Source organism: Polaromonas sp. (assembly GCF_016185115.1).
In the GTDB taxonomy this organism is placed as follows: domain Bacteria; phylum Pseudomonadota; class Gammaproteobacteria; order Burkholderiales; family Burkholderiaceae_C; genus Polaromonas.
Genome location: NZ_JACPOF010000001.1, coordinates 17,609 through 34,954, shown reverse-complemented (window position 1 = coordinate 34,954; position 17,346 = coordinate 17,609). Strand labels below are relative to the sequence as shown.

Annotated in this window: 14 protein-coding genes; 3 read left to right on the top strand and 11 right to left on the bottom strand. The window is 60.2% G+C overall.

Annotated elements, in window-relative coordinates:
- Window positions 1-98: 98 nt before the first annotated feature.
- From HYX42_RS00225 to pobA, 3 genes are all read right to left on the bottom strand, one after another.
- Window positions 99-641, bottom strand: a complete 543-nt coding sequence (locus tag HYX42_RS00225) for a hypothetical protein (RefSeq protein ID WP_293398596.1) — start codon at window positions 639-641, stop codon at window positions 99-101.
- Between the two features lie 97 nt (window positions 642-738).
- A complete protein-coding gene (locus HYX42_RS00220) occupies window positions 739-1,647 on the bottom strand; it encodes a CoA transferase (RefSeq protein WP_293398595.1) in 909 nt (302 codons plus the stop codon).
- A gap of 41 nt (window positions 1,648-1,688) precedes the next feature.
- Window positions 1,689-2,864: a 4-hydroxybenzoate 3-monooxygenase gene (pobA, locus tag HYX42_RS00215; RefSeq protein WP_293398594.1), complete on the bottom strand. Its 1,176-nt coding sequence runs from the start codon at window positions 2,862-2,864 to the stop codon at window positions 1,689-1,691.
- A gap of 128 nt (window positions 2,865-2,992) precedes the next feature.
- On the opposite strand from pobA, the gene HYX42_RS00210 reads away from it, so the two are divergent.
- The gene (locus HYX42_RS00210; protein WP_293398593.1) at window positions 2,993-3,790 is read left to right on the top strand and encodes an IclR family transcriptional regulator C-terminal domain-containing protein; all 798 of its coding nucleotides are present in this window, start codon (window positions 2,993-2,995) and stop codon (window positions 3,788-3,790) included.
- 20 nt (window positions 3,791-3,810) lie between these two features.
- Here the strand turns inward: HYX42_RS00210 and HYX42_RS00205 are convergent, their stop codons facing one another.
- The 8 genes from HYX42_RS00205 to HYX42_RS00170 all read right to left on the bottom strand — a co-directional run bounded on the left by HYX42_RS00205 (window position 3,811) and on the right by HYX42_RS00170 (window position 14,594).
- Window positions 3,811-7,065 (bottom strand): PAS domain-containing protein, encoded by a 3,255-nt coding sequence (locus tag HYX42_RS00205; protein ID WP_293398592.1) that lies wholly within the window; start codon window positions 7,063-7,065, stop codon window positions 3,811-3,813.
- Between the two features lie 123 nt (window positions 7,066-7,188).
- On the bottom strand, window positions 7,189-7,902 hold the full coding sequence (locus tag HYX42_RS00200) for an ABC transporter ATP-binding protein (RefSeq protein WP_293398591.1): 714 nt from the start codon (window positions 7,900-7,902) through the stop codon (window positions 7,189-7,191).
- A 112-nt stretch (window positions 7,903-8,014) separates the two neighbouring features.
- Window positions 8,015-8,764, bottom strand: coding sequence for an ABC transporter ATP-binding protein (locus tag HYX42_RS00195; protein ID WP_293398590.1), 750 nt, complete (start codon window positions 8,762-8,764; stop codon window positions 8,015-8,017).
- Window positions 8,757-9,779 carry a branched-chain amino acid ABC transporter permease gene (locus tag HYX42_RS00190; protein ID WP_293398589.1) on the bottom strand — a complete coding sequence of 341 codons (1,023 nt, stop codon included), beginning with the start codon at window positions 9,777-9,779 and terminating at the stop codon, window positions 8,757-8,759. Before HYX42_RS00190 ends, HYX42_RS00195 begins: the two co-directional genes overlap by 8 nt.
- A gap of 115 nt (window positions 9,780-9,894) precedes the next feature.
- The gene (locus tag HYX42_RS00185) at window positions 9,895-10,758 is read right to left on the bottom strand and encodes a branched-chain amino acid ABC transporter permease (RefSeq protein ID WP_293398588.1); all 864 of its coding nucleotides are present in this window, start codon (window positions 10,756-10,758) and stop codon (window positions 9,895-9,897) included.
- Between the two features lie 201 nt (window positions 10,759-10,959).
- Window positions 10,960-12,147, bottom strand: coding sequence for an ABC transporter substrate-binding protein (locus tag HYX42_RS00180; RefSeq protein WP_293398587.1), 1,188 nt, complete (start codon window positions 12,145-12,147; stop codon window positions 10,960-10,962).
- Window positions 12,148-12,321: 174 nt separating this feature from the next.
- Entirely contained in the window at window positions 12,322-13,911 is a 1,590-nt protein-coding gene (locus HYX42_RS00175; RefSeq protein ID WP_293398586.1) for a benzoate-CoA ligase family protein, read from the bottom strand.
- A gap of 197 nt (window positions 13,912-14,108) precedes the next feature.
- A complete protein-coding gene (locus HYX42_RS00170; protein ID WP_293398585.1) occupies window positions 14,109-14,594 on the bottom strand; it encodes a flavodoxin domain-containing protein in 486 nt (161 codons plus the stop codon).
- 137 nt (window positions 14,595-14,731) lie between these two features.
- Here HYX42_RS00170 and HYX42_RS00165 point away from each other — a divergent pair, with 137 nt between their 5' ends.
- Entirely contained in the window at window positions 14,732-15,643 is a 912-nt protein-coding gene (locus HYX42_RS00165) for a helix-turn-helix transcriptional regulator (protein WP_293398678.1), read from the top strand.
- A 56-nt stretch (window positions 15,644-15,699) separates the two neighbouring features.
- Complete coding sequence (gene boxC, locus HYX42_RS00160) at window positions 15,700-17,340, top strand: 2,3-epoxybenzoyl-CoA dihydrolase (protein WP_293398677.1); 1,641 nt, start codon at window positions 15,700-15,702, stop codon at window positions 17,338-17,340.
- Window positions 17,341-17,346 lie beyond the last annotated feature (6 nt).

Sequence of the window (17,346 nt, the reverse complement as noted above, 5' to 3'; positions counted from 1 at the left end):
GAAGACACCGTTCTTTCCGATGCAACTGCTCAAATGCCGCCCACCCATAAAAAAACGGCCTTGAGGCCGTTTTTTAATTTCAGGATCGGGGCGCTGTCTTATTTTCCCGGTGCCGTAACACCCAGGCGTCGCGCTACAGTCTGGTCCAGTGCATTGATCTTGGGCTCGACCGTGCCCTTGGTATCTGCCAGCAACTTTTCAAGCAGCGCCTTTTGCATGTCGCCACCCAGTTGTTGGTACTTGTTGTAAACCGGTGACTCCAGAAAATCAGCGAGCTGCTTGAGCTCTGCTTCACTGAACTTGTCTTCAAGCACGGCGCCTATGGTGGTAGGGGCGAGTTTGACGGCGCGGTCACGTACAAATGGCACGGTTTCATCAAGGTATTTTTTGACATCGGCCTGTATGGCCTTACCAGTGGCTTCGCGCTTGTCCGCCGCGACGTTGCTGGCAAGCACCTGGTCGGCGCGGTCTATAACAGCCAGGGCAGGGCGCTCGGCCATTGCGCTGGCCATGGCGTCAATGCCGGGTTGTTGCAGTTTCAGTATGCGGGCAACCAGCGGTTTTTTGGCTGCAGAAGGCTGAGCATGCACAGGGAAGAAGGGAAGGCAAAGCGCCAGCGCGATGAGGGTTTTTCTATTCATGCCGCATCTTACCGCCCGCCATCGTCGACCTTGTTACACCTTGTACAGGGGCTGGCGTCTGCCCGGAGAGAGCCGCCGGCCCGATTTGTCATGAATGTCAGGGGGGAAGTGTATGCAGCGGAATGTCTTTTTCAAGAGCCAACTGCTCAAGTTGGGCGCGTGTCCGTCCCAGCGCCCAGGCCGCAATCAAATCACGGGTCTGTTCAGTGGCCATGCTGTCGGCGCTGGTATCGGCCACACCTGCAACTTTACAAAGTCGTAACGCAAAGTGCGGTTCCAGCGCGGCCACGGCGACCCGTCCGTCCCGGCATTTATAGACCTGGTAACCCGCATGACCACCGCCTACTGGTGCGCCAGGCTTAGTAAGGCCCCATGTACGCGGCAGCGCAAGAAATGCTGCAGCCTCCGACAAGGCCACTTCGATGTAGATGCCTTTTTCCCGGAGGCGCCGGTGCATCACCGCCTGCAATACCGCTTCGCTGGCCATCAGCGCGCCGCCCATGTCCGCATACAGCGTGGCGGGCAGCGTGAGACCTGATACCAGGTCCTGCTCAGCCACGTAGGTCAGGTCATGGCCGGCTTCTTCGGCACGTTCCCCGGGCGCTCCGACGATGGCGATCATGCCCAATTCAGGATACTTTTTGTGAAGTGTCTTCCATGCCAGGCCGAGCTTGACCAGCGCTGAAGGCCTGAACGATGTGATGAGCACGTCCGCTTTTTCCAGCTCTCGATGCAGCGCTTTTTGCCCCTGCTCGCTTTTGAGGTCAGCCTTCATGATGCGGACGCCATCGTGCATGGCGGCGTAGGCGGCGGGGTTGTACCGGCCCATGGGGTCACCCGATGCGCGTGGCGGCGCCGGGGGTTCCAGTTTGACGCAGGTCGCGCCCATCTTCCTGCAGCGCATCAATGCGGCGGGGCCGGGCATATTGAGCGCCAGACTCAGGACGCGAACACTTTTGAGGGACTTTTGCTGTGCGGGCGGCAAGGCAGTGTGTTTGTTGACCATCCCCTCTTTATAGCCGCTATCGATGGTGCTACCGGGTCGGTCTACAGCGGCAAGCCCACGTAATTCTCTGCCAGTGCAGTGGATGCTGCCTGTGAGGTCACAAGATAGTCTAGCTCCGCTTCCTGGATTTTCTGGCCAAAGCCACCGGTATCCGGGAAGCGATGCAGGAGGGACGTGAGCCACCACGAGAAGCGTTCGGCGCGCCAGATACGGCGCAGGCAGCGCTCGGAGTAGCTGTCAAGGCCAGCGTCTGTCTTCTCCTTGTAGTGCTCAATGAAAGCGCTGGAGAGGTATTTCACATCGGAGGCTGCCAGGTTCAGGCCCTTGGCGCCGGTGGGCGGCACGATGTGCGCTGCATCGCCTGCAAGAAACAGGCTGCCAAAACGCATGGGCTCAGCCACAAAGCTGCGCAGCGGCGCAATGCTTTTTTCAATGGACGGCCCGGTGATGATGCGGGAGGCGAGGTCGGGGTCCAGCCGGCGGCGGATCTCGTCCCAGAAGACGTCGTCAGTCCACTTCTCGATCTTGTCATCCAGCGGGCACTGTACGTAATAGCGGCTGCGTGTGAGGCTGCGCATGGAGCACAGCGCAAAACCACGCTCGCTGTTGGCGTAGACGATGGCATGCGGCGAAACGGGCGGCACTTCGGCCAGTATGCCCAGCCAGCCGAAGGGGTAGACGCGTTCAAATTCGGTGATGGCGTCTTTTGGCACACTGGCCCGGCATACCCCGTGAAAGCCATCGCAACCGGCGATGAAGTCGCACGCCAGTTCGTGGTGCTGGCCGTCCTTGACGTAACGTACCAACGGCTGTTTGCCGTCAAAGTCATGAATGCTGACTTCGCCAGCTTCGTAGATGGTGGTGAGGCCGGCGGCTTCGCGTGCTTCCATAAGATCGCGTGTGAGTTCGGTCTGGCCGTAGGCCGTCACGACCTTGCCGCCCGTCAGGCCATGCACGTCAATGCTGTGGCGCTGGTTTTTGAAGCCGATGTCAATGCTGTGGTGCACCGTGCCTTCAAGTTTCAGTCGTGCATCAGCACCGGCTTCCTTCAGCAGGTCAACGGTGATCTGCTCCAGGATGCCTGCGCGTATGCGACCCAGGACGTAATCGCCGCTCTGGCGCTCGATGATGATGTTGTCTATGCCTGCCTTGTGCAGCAGTGCTCCTAACAACAGTCCGGAAGGGCCGGCTCCGATGATGGCAACCTGGGTACGCATGTTTGTCTCCGCGATGTTGGGCGACTGTCGAGCGTATCGCCGGGCTCCGTCAATAACCATGCTGAAATCCAATGTCTGTGCGATAAAAGGATCGTTTGCGCGATAATCGCGCAACTGTGGAGTGTTGTATGGATATTGCGAAAGCAGACTTCATTGAGGGCATGGCCAAGGGCATGGCGGTGCTGGAGAGTTTTGACACCGAACGCCAGCGGCTCAATGCCACGCTTGCCGCGCAACGAGCCGGCATTACCCGCGCCGCCGCGCGCCGGCACCTTCTGACGCTCGCGTATCTGGGCTATCTGGAGAGCGAGGACGGCTACTACTGGCTGTCGCCCAAGGTGCTCCGTTTTTCAGGCAGCTACCTGGCCTCGGCGCGCTTGCCGCGCGTGCTGCAACCCACACTGAATCGCCTCGCCGCGCAGACGCAGCAGTCCTTTTCAGGCGTGGTGCTGGATGCCGACCAGGTGGTCATCGTCGCGCGCAGTGTGGGTTCGGGGTCGAGTTACCCGGACAAGCCGCAGCCTGCCGCACCCCGGGTGCTGGCCTACGGACTGCACCTGGGCGCCAGGCTGCCGGCGCATGCCACCTCCACGGGCCGCATGTTGCTGGCATGCCTGCCGCGAAAGGAATTCTCGGACTGGATCAAAACCCGTGCGTTGCCGCGCCTGACCCCCCACACCGTGACGGATGGCAAGACCTTGCGTGCGCTTGTAAGCGAGGCGCGCGCGCAGGACTGGTGCGTGGCGCGGCAGGAGCATGAACTGGGTGTGTTTGCATTGGCCGTGCCCTTGCGCAATATGCGCGGCATGACAGTGGCTGCACTGAATGTGGTCACGGCGGCCGAGCGGCTGGAACCAGCGTCCATGCGGCGTGACCTGCTGCCGCTGCTGCTGGATGCAGCCCGGGAACTGCGGCCCCTGCTGTAGGGGCGTTGTAGCCTCCCGCCCTAGACAACGGATTCAGCAAGGGTAAAGAAAAAGGTCGCGCCCTGATCCGGTGCGGATTCCGCGCGTATGCTGCCACCGTGTCTGGCGATGATGCGCGCCACGGTAGCCAGCCCGATGCCGGTACCCGCGAACTCTGTGGCGTCATGCAGGCGCTGGAAGGTGCCAAACAGTTTGCCAGCGTAGGCCATGTCAAAGCCGGCGCCCTTGTCCCGTACGAAAAACTCGCCGCCCAGTGCCTGCCGGCCTACCGTGATTTCAGTTTGTTCCTTGCGCGCGCTGAATTTCCAGGCATTGCCAAGCAGGTTGTCCATCAAGGCCCGTATGAGGCGGCTGTCTCCGTGCACCTTCAGGCCGGGCTGAACCTGCCAGCTCGCCGGCCGCTCCGGTTGTTTTGACCTGGCTGCTTCCAGAATCTCTTCGGCCATGGCGCTGAGGTCGATCTGCTCATGTCGCATGGGCAGGCGTGAGAGGGTGGCCAGGGACAGCATCCCCTCTATCAGTTGACTCATCTGTTCGATGCCCGAGCGTATGCGGGCCAGGTAAGCCTGGGCGCGTTCATTCGACTGACCCTCCAGCTGCTTGCCCAGGAGGCGGCTGAATCCGTCTATGGTGCCCAGCGGCGAACGCAGGTCATGGGAGACGGAATAGGAAAAAGTTTCAAGTTCCTGATTCGACAGCCGCAGGGCGGCTTCAATCGCCTTGGTCGCGGTGACGTCCACATCAATACCGACCCAGAATGTGACCTGGCCCTGTTCATTGAACACGGGCGACGCCTGGTAAGACATGGTGTGGTAACCGCCATCCTTTCCACGCATGCGCCTGAGTCCGGTGAACAGCCCCAGGGTCTTGCTGGCATGCGCCCAGTTCTGCACGACCCCGGCCCTGTCTTCGGGATGTACCAGTTCCAGCCAGGAAAGTCCGTGCCAGTCCGGTGGCGACCCGCCGGCCATTTGATACCAGGCCCGGCTGAAAAAGGTCACATGGCCGTTGGTGTCTACAGTCCAGATCGGGTGAGGTGCCTGTTCGGCCAGTGTGCGGAAAAGGGCTTCCTGGCGCGACAAGGCCAGCGTGCGCTGCGTTATCTTTTTCTCCAGCCCCGTGTTGAGTTCGCGCACCTCTGCAAGCAGCCTGAGGTTATCGAGTGCCGTTGATGCCAGTTGCGCCAGCGCCGTGACGACGTAAGTGTCTTCCTGGGTGAAGCTGCCGCCGCCTGCCTTGCCCGAAAGGACAAGCGTGCCTATGACGGCGCCATCGCGTGCCGTAAGGTGAACATCAAGGGCGCTGCCGCCATCGACGTTGGCAAGCCCGTCCCGGCTCGACGTCGCGACGATGTCTGTCTGGTCTGCCAGGCCTTCATGGAGGGTTGCCACGGCGCGGGAGGCGCCCACCATGCTTCGCGCCTGGGCCGCCAGCTCATGCAGCATCGCCTCCGGTGTCTGGCATCGGGTGATGACCTGTGCGGCCTGCGTGGCCTGCTGCAGGGTTGCGAGGTAGGCCTGCAGCTTCTGCCCGGTCACCACGCGCGTGGTGATGTCCTGTTGTGCCCCCTGCAGGCGGGTAATGTTGCCGCCTGCATCACGCACCGCCTGGCCGATGGAGCGTACCCATACAGTACGTCCAGACGACGTGAGCATCTTTACTTCGAGGTCAAAAGGCAGGCCGAGGCTTGCACAATCCTGCAGCGCACGCCGGGTCAGTTCACGGAATTCCGGGAAACACATGCTGATGATGGATTCCAGCGAGGGCGAGTTGCCAGGCGGGAGGTCGAGCATCCGGGAAGCCTCATCCGACCAGGTGATTTTTTGTTTGCCGGTGTCGACTATCCAGCCGCCCATCTGTGCAAGCTCCCCCGCCATGCGAAGCAGTTCAGCCTGGGCGGTCAGACTGGCTTGCGCCTGCTTCAGGTCGTCAATGTCGGTGGACGTTCCATACCAGGAGACGATCTTCCCCTGTTTGTTGCGATTGGGCACGGCGCGCAGCAGGCGCCACCGGTAGTTGCCATCTTTCGACCGCAGGCGGTGTTCATGTTCGATCGCCAGGCCCCGGGCCGAAAGCTGCTTCACGGTTTCAACAACATCATCGCGGTCTTCCGGGTGCACAAGCTCCATCCATTCACCTCTGATGGCCTTCTCCCTGGGATGCCCCGTCGTCTTGATCCATTCATCGTTGACGTACCGGATGTTGCCGTGCTCATCACTGATGTACACAATTTGCGGCATGGCATGGGCCAGCTGCCGAAACCGCGATTCGGTGCGCTGGCGACGATGCGCCTGCCGTAAAAGCTGCATGGAGAGCAGGGTGAGCGCGAGCATGGAAAGCGCCCATATTCCTGTCGACAGCTTTGCAAAACGTGTCCATGCCCCGAGCATGTGCGTTTCCAGTGACGCCACAGAAATGACAAGGTCGGGATGGGAGGCCAGCACCCGGTACGCAGCTGTACGTTCGCCGGAATCGAGAGTGCTGACATAGGAAAAAACACCCTGGGGACTTTTTGGCAGTCTTTCGGAAAACAGGGATAGACCTGCGAAGGACTTGCCCATGGCCTTGTCGTCAATGGGACTGCGCATCATCAGCGTGCCGTCTGTTCTGAAAAGAACGATGGAGCCGCCCTCGCCCAGATCCACCGATTGCCAGAGCCTGTCGAAATAGGAGGGCTGCAGGGCTGCCACCATGACGCCCAGCAACTCTCCCTGAGGGGAATACATCGGGCGTGACACGCTGATCAGCCATGTGCCTACAGATCTGCTGCGGACCGGAGCGCTCAGGTGGACCCCGGTGGGCGGGCTTTTTTGCTGGTAAACCCTGAAGTACTCGCGGTCTGACAGGTTGATGCCGATGTTGCCCACATCAGAGTCAAAACGGATGCGCCCGGTTTTGTCAAGTACCCACATGGCGCGAACAAACGGAAGTTCCTTCAACTGCTCGCGCAACATGGCGCGTACAGACTCTTCGTTGAGTTGCTGGCTCATCTCCTGCAACTTCATGCGGCTGATGGCCAGTTCCAGCCGCTGGTCAACAGCCTGGATTGTCCGGCTGGTCTCGTCTTCAATCACGTGGGCCAGCGAGCGGGTGATTTTCTCGCCGGTACGAAAGGCCTCACCGCGCAGGTAAAACAAGGCGGTTGCCAACCCGCAGCCTGATAGCAAAACCAGGCCTGCCACCAGCCAGATAAAGGGCATTTCCCTTCGGGGCGCGGAGGTCGCCGGGAATTGCGATTGGCCGGATTCCCCGTCAAGGTCAGAAAACCAGCGCATGTGGGCTACCTTTCAATTGCTGCAGCGACTTTTTGCCTGTAGAAGGCAAAAACGGGCTTCAGGGAAATTGATGATGCCACGCAGGGCGGGAATTGTCGATTGGCCCTGCCGCGCGGGCTGGGGTCAAACCCCCAGATACTGCTGAAGAAGTTCAGGCCTCGCGTGCAACTCTGGCGAGCTGCCTTCAAACACCACCTCGCCCTTGACCAGGATCACATTGCGGTCGGTGATCTGCGTGACGTGTTTCCAGTTCTTGTCGACGATCACGCTGCTGATGCCGGTCTCGCGTATCAGCGCGCAAATGCGCCAGATGTCCCTGGCGATCAGCGGCGCCAGGCCTTCGGTTGCTTCATCCAGAATCAGCACATCCGGGTTGGTCATCAGCGCCCGGCCAATGGTCAGCATCTGCTGCTCACCACCGCTCAGCTGCTGGCCACCGTGGCCCAGCCTTTCTTTCAGGCGTGGGAAGGTGTCAAGCACGCGGTCATAAGTCCAGTCACGCTGGCCCTTTGTACCGGCCCGTGCCGCCATCTTGAGGTTTTCAACGACGCTGAGATTGCCGAAGATGCCCCGGCCTTCGGGAACGTAAGCCACACCCAGCCGTGCAACCTCATAGGGCGCAGCGCCCATCATCGGTTTACCGGTGATGGTGATGGAGCCCGAGCGCGGCTTGACCAGGCCCATGATGCTTTTGAGCAGGGTGCTCTTGCCCATGCCGTTGCGGCCCATCAGGCCAATTGTTTCGCCGCGTGCTACATGGAAGTCAATGCCGCGCAGGATGTGGCTGGCGCCGTAGTAGGTGTTGACGCCTTTCGCGTCGATCATTAAGTCGTTCATGAACTTCTCTTCGCAAGCAGGGGCCGCGGAACTGGCTTTGCCAGGCCGCAGGCGCAGCGCCCCCCCGGGGGGCAGCGCATTACACGAAGTGAAAAGCGTGGGGGCCTCATTTCTAGTGTTCCTCCCCGAGGTAAGCGGCCTGCACACCCGCATCGGCTCTTATCTCAGCCGGCGTGCCGCTGGCAATTACCTGGCCATTGACCATCACGGTGAGTTTGTCGGCCAGGGTGAAGACCGCATCCATGTCGTGCTCGACCAGCAAAATGCCGTGGTCTTTCTTGATGTTCAGCAGCAGGGTGACCATGCGCTCTGCCTCGGCCACACCCATGCCGGCCAGGGGCTCATCAAGTAACACCACTTGCGGTTCTGTGGCCAGCGTCATGGCGATCTCGAGCTGGCGCTGCTCGCCGTGGCTGATGGTTCCGGCAATGCTGTTCTTGCGTGATGTCAGGCCGGCCAGTTCAAGCGCCTTTTCCGCGCGCTCGTTGATGGATGCAAATTTGCCGGCGCGTTTGAGCCAGTGCGCAGCGAAGGGCTGGCGTGACTGGGCAGCAAGGCGCACGTTTTCCCAGACACTGAAGGGCAGGAAGATATTGGTCTTCTGGTAGCTGCGGCCCAGGCCCTGGCCCGAAATCTTCTCGGGCGTCCAGCCGGTGATGTCGGCGCCACCCAGCGTCACCGAACCGGAGCTCAAGGGCAGGTCGCCCGACAGCAGGTTGGTCAGGGTTGATTTGCCTGCGCCGTTGGGGCCAATGACGGCATGGATGTGATTGCGCAGCAGATCCACCGACACATCGTTGACGGCGGCCAGGCCGCCGAAGCGCTTGACCAGGTTCCTGGCACTGAGGAGGACTTCACTCATGGCCGACCTCCGTCTTGTCTTTGCGTTTCATGAGTTTTTCAGCGATACCCAGGATGCCGCGCGGGGCAAAGGTGACCAGCAAAACAATGAAGAGGCCCATCCACAGCTGCCAGTGTTTGCCGAGGTTGACATTTCCGACTTGCGGCAGGTCCTTGAACACGTGCAGCAAATATTCAAACCCGAAGGCACCCACTATCGCGCCGGCAAAGTTGCCCATACCGCCCAGGATCACCATCATGATGACGTGCGCACTCATGTGAAAGCCCATCAGCTCCGGGTTGATGTAGCCAGTCTGCACGCCCCACAGGTAACCTGCCAGCCCGGCCAGCGCCCCCGCGAGGGTGAAGGCGGTGAGCTTGTAGCCGAAGCTGCCGTAGCCCATGGCGCGCATGCGGTGCTCGTTGACGCGTATGCCCGCCAGCGTGCGGCCGAACGGGCTCCACAGCAGGCGGCGCAGGAATGCGTAGACCAGCAGCAGGGCGGCCAGCGTGAAGTAATAAAGAGTGAGTTTGTTGTCGAGGTCAAACGGTACCCAGCCAAAGATGGCCGCACTGGGCTTGAAGTTGATGTACAGGCCGTCCGAGCCGCCCAGCACCTTGTTGTCAAAGAAAAGGTAGAACACCATTTGCGCAAAGGCCATGGTGACCATGATGAAGTAGATGCTGGTGGTGCGCACCACAAAAAAGCCAATGATGAGCGCAGCCAGACCAGCAGCCAGCACAGCCACAGGCAAGGTCCACCACAGGCTCACCGCCTGGTCTTGCGGCGTCAGGAAGGCCAGCGCATAACCTGCCAGGCCAAAGTAGGCTGCATGGCCCAGCGAGACCAGTCCGGTCACGCCCTGAAGCAGGTCAAGGCTCATGGCAAAGATGGCCATGATCATCATGCGCGTGACCATCTGGGTGTAGAAGTCGGTGCCGACAAAGGGGAAGGCGACGAGTGCGATGAGGCCCAGACCGAGTGCGACCTGCACGCCGCGCGGCAGGATTTCGAGGTTTGACTTGGCTGAACTCATAAGGCTTTGGCCGTTGACTGAATAAGATTTTCCGCCGGGCCGCCCCAAGGAAAATGCGCCCCCTCGGGGGGCAGGGCGCTACACGCAGTGAGCAACCGTGGGGGCTTCATTGCTTTCATTGTTTAAACAAGCCTTCCGGTTTCCACAAAAGCACAGCAGCCATGAGCATGTAGACGAGCATGCCGGCCACTGAAGGCAGCAACACCTTGCCGAAGGTGTCGACCAGGCCGACCAGCAGCGCGGAGATGAGCGCCCCGCGCACCGAGCCAATGCCGCCAATCACCACCACCACAAAACACATGATCAGCACCTGCGAGCCCATGTTGGGGTAGACGCTGGCAATCGGCGAGGCGATCATGCCGGCAATAGCTGCGAGGCCTACGCCGAGTGCAAACACCACGGCATGGATCAGCTTGATGTTGATGCCCAGCGATTCGGCCATATCGCGGTTGAAGGCGCCGGCGCGTATCTTCATGCCGAGGCGGGTTTTGGAGATCAGCAGATACAGCCCTATCGCAAGTGCCACGCACACCGCGGACATGAACAGGCGGTAGACCGGGTAGGACAGGTTGTCTGTCAGGGGAATGGAGGCACCGAGCAGGCTGGGGATGGTGACGCCATGAACATCGTCACCCCATAGGATGGATCGCAGCTCTTCAAAGATGTAGATCAGGCCGAATGTCAGCAGCACCTGGTCGAGGTGGTCACGGTGGTAGAAATGCCGAAACAGCAGCCACTCCAGCGCCAGGCCGAAGATCACTGACAGCACTGCACCGCCAATGATGGCCAGTGTGAGGCTGCCGAAGTAGCTGCTCAGTGACCAGGCGAGGTAGGCACCCAGCATGTAAAAGCTGCCGTGCGCAAGATTGACCACGCCCATGATGCCGAAGATCAGCGTCAGCCCGGCTGCCAGCATGAAGAGCAGCAGGCCGTACTGCACGCTGTTGAGCAACTGGATTAAAAAATTGGCTAAATCCATCGGGGTGCGGGATTGTGGTGGTGGTTAGGTTCCAAAGCACGGTGCGTACCAGCCATGCTGTTTCAAAAAAAGGGAGATCCGAAAACCTCCTGCACGATAGCGCTTTCAGCGATGGGCCTTCACCGAAGCCATGCCTTAGCAAGCAGGCGCAGCTGCCCCCTCGGGGGGCAGGGCGCTACACGCAGTGAGCAACCGTGGGGGCTATGCCATCTTGCAGCCGGCGCCGGAATCGGCCAGTGCTTTTGCGGCCACGCCTATGACCTTGTTTTCCTTGTTTTCGACCACGCGCAGGTAGATGTCCTGCACCGGGTTGTGTGACTTGCTCATGGTCCACTTGCCACGCGGGCTGTCGATGACGGCGCCTTCCATGGCCTTGTAAAGCGCTGGCTTGTTGTTCAGGTCACCCTTGACGGCGTTGGCGCCCTGGATGAGCAGCAGACCTGTGTCGTAGCCCTGAACGGCATACACATCGGGTTGCTGTTTAAAAGCCTTGGCGTAATTCAGGCGGAACTGGCCGTTGCGTTGTGTCGGCAGGGAATCGCTGTAATGCATGGTGGTCACGATGCCATCGGCAGCCGGGCCGGCTGCGTCCAGCACGCCTTCGGTCAGGAAGCCTGAACCGTAGAGCGGGATCTTGCCCTTGAGGCCGGCCGCTGCGTAGTCACGGATGAACTTGGCAGCGCCGCCGCCGGCAAAGAAGCAGGCCACTGCGTCGGGCTTGAGCGCCGCGATTTCGGTCAGCAGCGCCTGGAACTCCACGTTGGGGAAGGGCAGGCCCAGTTCCTTGATGATCTTGCCGCCGGCAGCAAGATAGCCTTCCTTGAAACCTTCAAAGGATTCGTCGCCTGCGGCGTATTTCCAGGTGATCCAGACGGCCGTCTTGGCGCCGCGGTCATACATGGCCTTGCCGAGTGCGCGGGTGGGCTGCGAGTTGCTGAAGGAGGTGCGGAACACATTCGGTGCGCAGAGCCCGCGTGTGGCGGCATGGACACCGGCGTTGGGGATCAGGCTCAGCACGCCGCTGTCGCGTGCAACTTTCTGGATGCCCATCTGCACGCCGGAGTGGACGGTGCCGACCAGTACATCAACCTTGTCGCGCTGTACGAGTTTGGTGGCGTTCTCTATGCCTTTGGATGGCTCGGATTCGTCGTCAACCTTGAAATATTCGATTTCACGGCCGCCCAGCTTGCCGCCCTGTTCATTGATGGCCATGCGAAAACCGTTTTCAATTGCGACGCCCAGTTGCGCGAATGTGCCCGTGTAGGGCAGCATGAAGCCGACGCGCACCTTGCTGGATTGCGCACGCACGATTTCGGGCAGCAAAAGACCTGTGGAAGCGGCACCGATAACGGCAGCACTGCGGGACAGAACGAGGCGGCGAGAGGTCATGAAAACTCCTTGTTGAGACTGAAAACCATGGCCTGGTGGCCCCTGGACGAATGGTAAAGGCCGGCGAGCAAAGAAAACCTAGTGTAAAACCCGAGCTTGAGGGTTGAATTGTTGAGGTCTAAAGCAATTGCTGTGCCTGAAAGCGGTCTGGTGTGGTGCTATGTGCGATGGTTCTCACGCAGACTGCCGGAGTTTAAAGCGCTGTATCTTGCCGGTCGCTGTTTTTGGCAATTCATTCACAAATTCAATCCAGCGCGGGTACTTGTAGGGCGCCAGGTGCTGTTTGACGTGGGCCCTGAGGTCATCAGCCGTGGCCTGCTGGCCAGCCTTGAAGACCACAAAAGCCTTGGGTTTGACCAGTTCGTCCGCGTCCATGGCGCCGATGACCGCGACCTCAAACACGGCGGCATGGGTCATCAGGCAGGCCTCGACTTCAAATGGCGAGACGTAGATGCCGCCGACCTTGAGCATGTCGTCGCTGCGCCCCCCATAGGTGTAGTAACCGTCGGCATCGCGGGTGTACTTGTCGCCGCTGCGGGTCCACTCGCCAGCGAAAGTGCTTTTGGTCTTGCTGCGGTTGTTCCAGTACATCAGTGCGGCGCTGGGTCCGCTGATCTGCAGCTCGCCGATGTCGCCGGTGCCGCACTCCTTGCCGTCATCGCCGACGATGCGCAATTCATAGCCGGGGACTGCCTTGCCTGTGGTGCCGTAACGCACCTCGCCAGGCCGGTTGCTCAGAAAAATATGCAGCATTTCGGTCGACCCAATGCCGTCAAGTATTTCGCAGCCGTACTGCGCCGTCCATTTTTTGCCGATTTCTGCCGGCAGGGCTTCACCAGCGCTGGTGCAGATGCGCAGGTTGATGTCCGTTCGTGCGGGTTTGGCGGCGTCTGCCAGCAAAGCGGCGTACAGCGTGGGCACGCCGTAAAAAATCGTCGGCTGGTAGTTCTTCAGAATGCCGAATACATCAGCGGGTGTGGGGCGTGCCGGGAAAAGCAGGGTGGTGGCGCCGACGCTCATGGGGAAGGTGAGGGCATTGCCCAGGCCATAGGCGAAAAAAAGCTTGGCGGCGGAATAGACGATGTCGGATTCGGTGATGCCCAGCACGCCGCGCCCATACAGCTCTGCGGTCTGTATCAGGTGGCTGTGCAGGTGTACGGTGCCTTTGGGCGTGCCTGTGGAACCGCTGGAATACAGCCAGAAACACGCCTCGTCGGCGCAGGTGTCCGCCACGCTGGGGGGCGCAGCCTGTGCGGCTATCAACTCTGTCAGCGACAGCCTTGAACCGGAGGTCGCGTTGTCCTTGTCTGCACCAGAGACGATGACGGTTTTCAGGGTGCCGGGTTTGTCCAGCAGGGGGGCAAATGCCGGGAGCAGGGCGCTGGAGACGACCAGGCCCTGCGCGCGGGAGTCGCTCAGCATGAATTCAAAGTCGGGGGTGGTCAGCAGCGTGTTGGCTGCAACGGGAACGACGCCAGCCAGGATGCAGCCCAGAAACACAACAGGCCAGTCGGGGGTGTCCAGCATCGCCATCAGGATGCGGGTCTCGGGCGCAAAGCCCTGGGCGCGAAGTGCGTTGGCAAAACGGTGTGATTGCTGTTCCAGTTCACCGTAAGTCATTTGCCTGCCGCTGGCCACGTCGATGAATGCGGCTTTTTCGGGGCGCCCGGCATGACGCGCCAGCAGGTCGTGCGCGGCGTTGTAGTTACGCGGGATATTGACCCGCGGCGGGCTTGCCGAGTTGTCGGCGGTACTCAGTTGCATGCTTGTCTCCGTATCCCGTTCTTCTCGTTATGTTCTATTTGCTACTATTTTTGTAGCTGCTCACGTGCATATCTATTGGCCTGCGGCCATATTTGATGCCTCAAAAAGGCTTTTTTCGGGTCTTTTTCATGTTCTCAGGATTCCTGGCAATGACTGGAATTGCTCAAAAACAGCTGTAATAGCTAATTTAGCTGTTTTCAGGCGCTTGCAGCAGGGGCGGTTTGCAGCGCCTCGGCCAGCCATTGACGGCACCATTGCGCGCCCTCTGTCTCTGGCATGGTGCCGCTGCTGGCATCGTGGCACCAGACTTCGCCCACACGCTGTGCGCCCAGGTCCTGCAGGCGTTCGTCGAACTTCTTGCCGCCAAAGCAGAAGGTCTGCATATAGGTGCGGTCACCGAGCGCAATCACGCCGTAGCGCACATGACCAAGAAACTGCGGCTGTGCACTCATGGACTCGTAAAGCGCACGGGCGTTGTCCGGAACATCGCCGGAGCCATAGGTGGAGGTGCAGATGAGATATATCGCATCTTTTGCCTGTTCTTCAGAAAACACGCCGATGTCCAGGTTGTCCATCATGGTGATCTCGACATCACTGACCAGATCGGCGCAATCCATCTGAATCGCCTGCGCCACATAGTCTGCAGTGCTGGTCATGGTACCGACAAGGATCTTGAGCTTCATCAAAAAATCTCCGGATAAAAGATGCAATAAACTGCTTGACATCAAATTAAGCGGAAGTATACTGCAATTCGAGCCAAACGCAAAGAACAAAAACGAGCGGCCGAGCTTTTAAACCCCGGAGGTACTTTTTGGAAACCATGTCAGGTCAGGAATCGAAAGCGACGCTCAGTGAACTGGGTTCCCGTGTGCGTGCGTGGCGTGCGCGGCGCGGCATGACGCGCAAGGCGCTGGCTTCCGACTCAGGCCTGAGCGAGCGCTTTCTGGCCGACGTGGAATCCGGCAAGGGCAATGTCTCCATCAATTCCCTGGAAGCCGCTGCCCGCGCCCTGAATATCTCCATTCTTGAACTGCTGCAGGATGCCCCGCGCCCGGCGCTGGCACGCGCACAGGGTTTGCTGGCACGGCTGGACGACACGCAGCTCGACCAGGCGTATGGCCTGCTCGGCAGCACTTTCGGGCTGGATGATTCGCTGGGCCGCGACAGGCGTGTGGCCCTGATCGGCCTGCGTGGGGCGGGCAAATCAACACTCGGCTCCCAACTGGCCGCAGAGCGCGGTGTTCCCTTCATTGAGCTGGACCGCGAGATCGAACGCGAAGCCGGCACCAGCATGAACGAGATTTTGCTGCTGCACGGGCAGGCGGGTTATCGCCGTTATGAACGCCGCGCACTGTTCCGCATTGCTGAAGAGCACCCCGATGGCGTGGTGATGACCACGGGCGGCAGCATCGTCAGCGAGCGCGAAACCTTTGACCTGCTGCAGAGCCGTTTTTACTGCGTCTGGCTCAAGGCCAGCCCTGAAGAGCACATGTCCCGCGTCGTGGCGCAGGGCGACATGCGCCCCTTCACCACCACCAAGGGCGCGACCAGCGAAGCGATGGAAGACCTGCGCCGCATTCTTGCCAGCCGCGAGTCGCTGTATGCACGCGCTGATGCCGTGGTTGATACAGCCGCCCGTACCCTGAAACAAAGCCTGACCGACCTCAAACGTGCGGTGCCGGCCGTTCCCGATTCTTCAAATACTTCCCCACATACCAAGGAGACAACATGAACGCCATGACTGAACCGCTTTTGTTCAAACAGGTCATAGAGGGCCAGGAGCGCGAGATGGTGAGCTTTGCCACGCATCCGGCCAAATACCAGCACTGGAGTTTGAGTGTGGAAGGCGATGTTGCAAAACTCAAGCTCGACATCAATGAAGACGGCGGCATCAAGCCCGGCTACAAACTCAAGCTCAACAGCTATGACCTCGGTGTCGACATCGAGCTGCATGACGCCATCAACCGCATCCGCTTTGAACACCCATCCGTGAAGGTGGTGGTGTTTGAATCGGGCAAGGAAAAAATCTGGTGCTCGGGCGCCAACATCTACATGCTGGGCCTGTCCACCCACGGCTGGAAGGTCAACTTCTGCAAGTTCACCAACGAAACCCGCAACGGGCTTGAAGACTCGTCGCGCAATGACGGCCTGAAGGCCATTGCATCTGTCACCGGCGCCTGTGCAGGTGGCGGTTATGAGCTGGCGCTGGCCTGCGACCGCATCATCATGGTCGATGACCGATCTTCAACCGTGAGCCTTCCTGAGGTGCCACTGCTCGGCGTCTTGCCCGGAACCGGCGGCCTGACCCGCGTGACCGACAAACGCAAGGTGCGTCGCGACCTGGCCGACATCTTCTGCACCACCTCTGAAGGCGTGCGTGCCGACCGCGCTAAAGACTGGAAGCTCATCGACGCGCATGCCAAGCCGCAGCAGTTCGGCGCCTTGCTGGCCACCGAGATTGACGCGCTGCGTGCGCAGTCCACGCGCAAGGCAGCCAAAGGCATCGAACTCACCGCCTTGACGCCGCTGATCGACGACGCTGGCTACCACTACAGCACCGTCGACGCACAGGTGGACCGCGCCAGCCGCATCGCCACCATCACCGTCAAGGCACCTGCAGCTGCCATCGAGTCAACGCCGCAAGCCATCGAAGCCGCTGGCGCCAACTGGTACCCGCTCAAGCTGCAGCGTGAACTCGACGACGCCATCCTCAACCTGCGCACCAACGAACTTGAAGTCGGCACCTGGGTCATCAAGACACGGGGCGATGCGGGCCAGGTGGTGCGCATGGATGGTGTGCTTGAAAGCCTGAAGGACCACTGGCTGGTCAAGGAAACAAAGGGCGCATTGCGCCGTACGCTGGCCCGCCTGGATGTCACCAGCCGCTCGCTGATCGCCTTGGTCGATTCGGGTTCATGCTTTGCCGGCACGTTTTATGAACTGGCTTTGGCCTGCGACCGCATCTACATGCTGGATTTGCCCGATTCACCCGACGCCGCACCGGCCCTGCAACTGACGGCCGCCAACTTCGGCTGGTACCCGGCCGTCAACAGCCTGACGCGCCTGCAGACCCGTTTCTGCGAAGACGACGCCACTATCACGCAACTGCAAAAGCTTGGTGACAGCCCGCTGCGCGCAGACCAGGCGCTGGCCCTCGGTCTGGTGACCCTCACGCCCGATGACATCGACTGGGATGACGAGATCCGCATCATGCTGGAAGAGCGTGCATCGCTGTCACCTGATGCCATGACCGGCATGGAGGCTTCGCTGCGCTTTCCCGGCAAGGAGACGATGGAAACACGTGTATTCGGTCGCCTGTCTGCCTGGCAGAACTGGATTTTCATCCGCCCGAATGCGGTGGGTGAAGACGGCGCCTTGAAACTTTTCGGCACCGGAAAAAAAGCGAAATTCGACTGGAAACGTATCTAAAGAAAT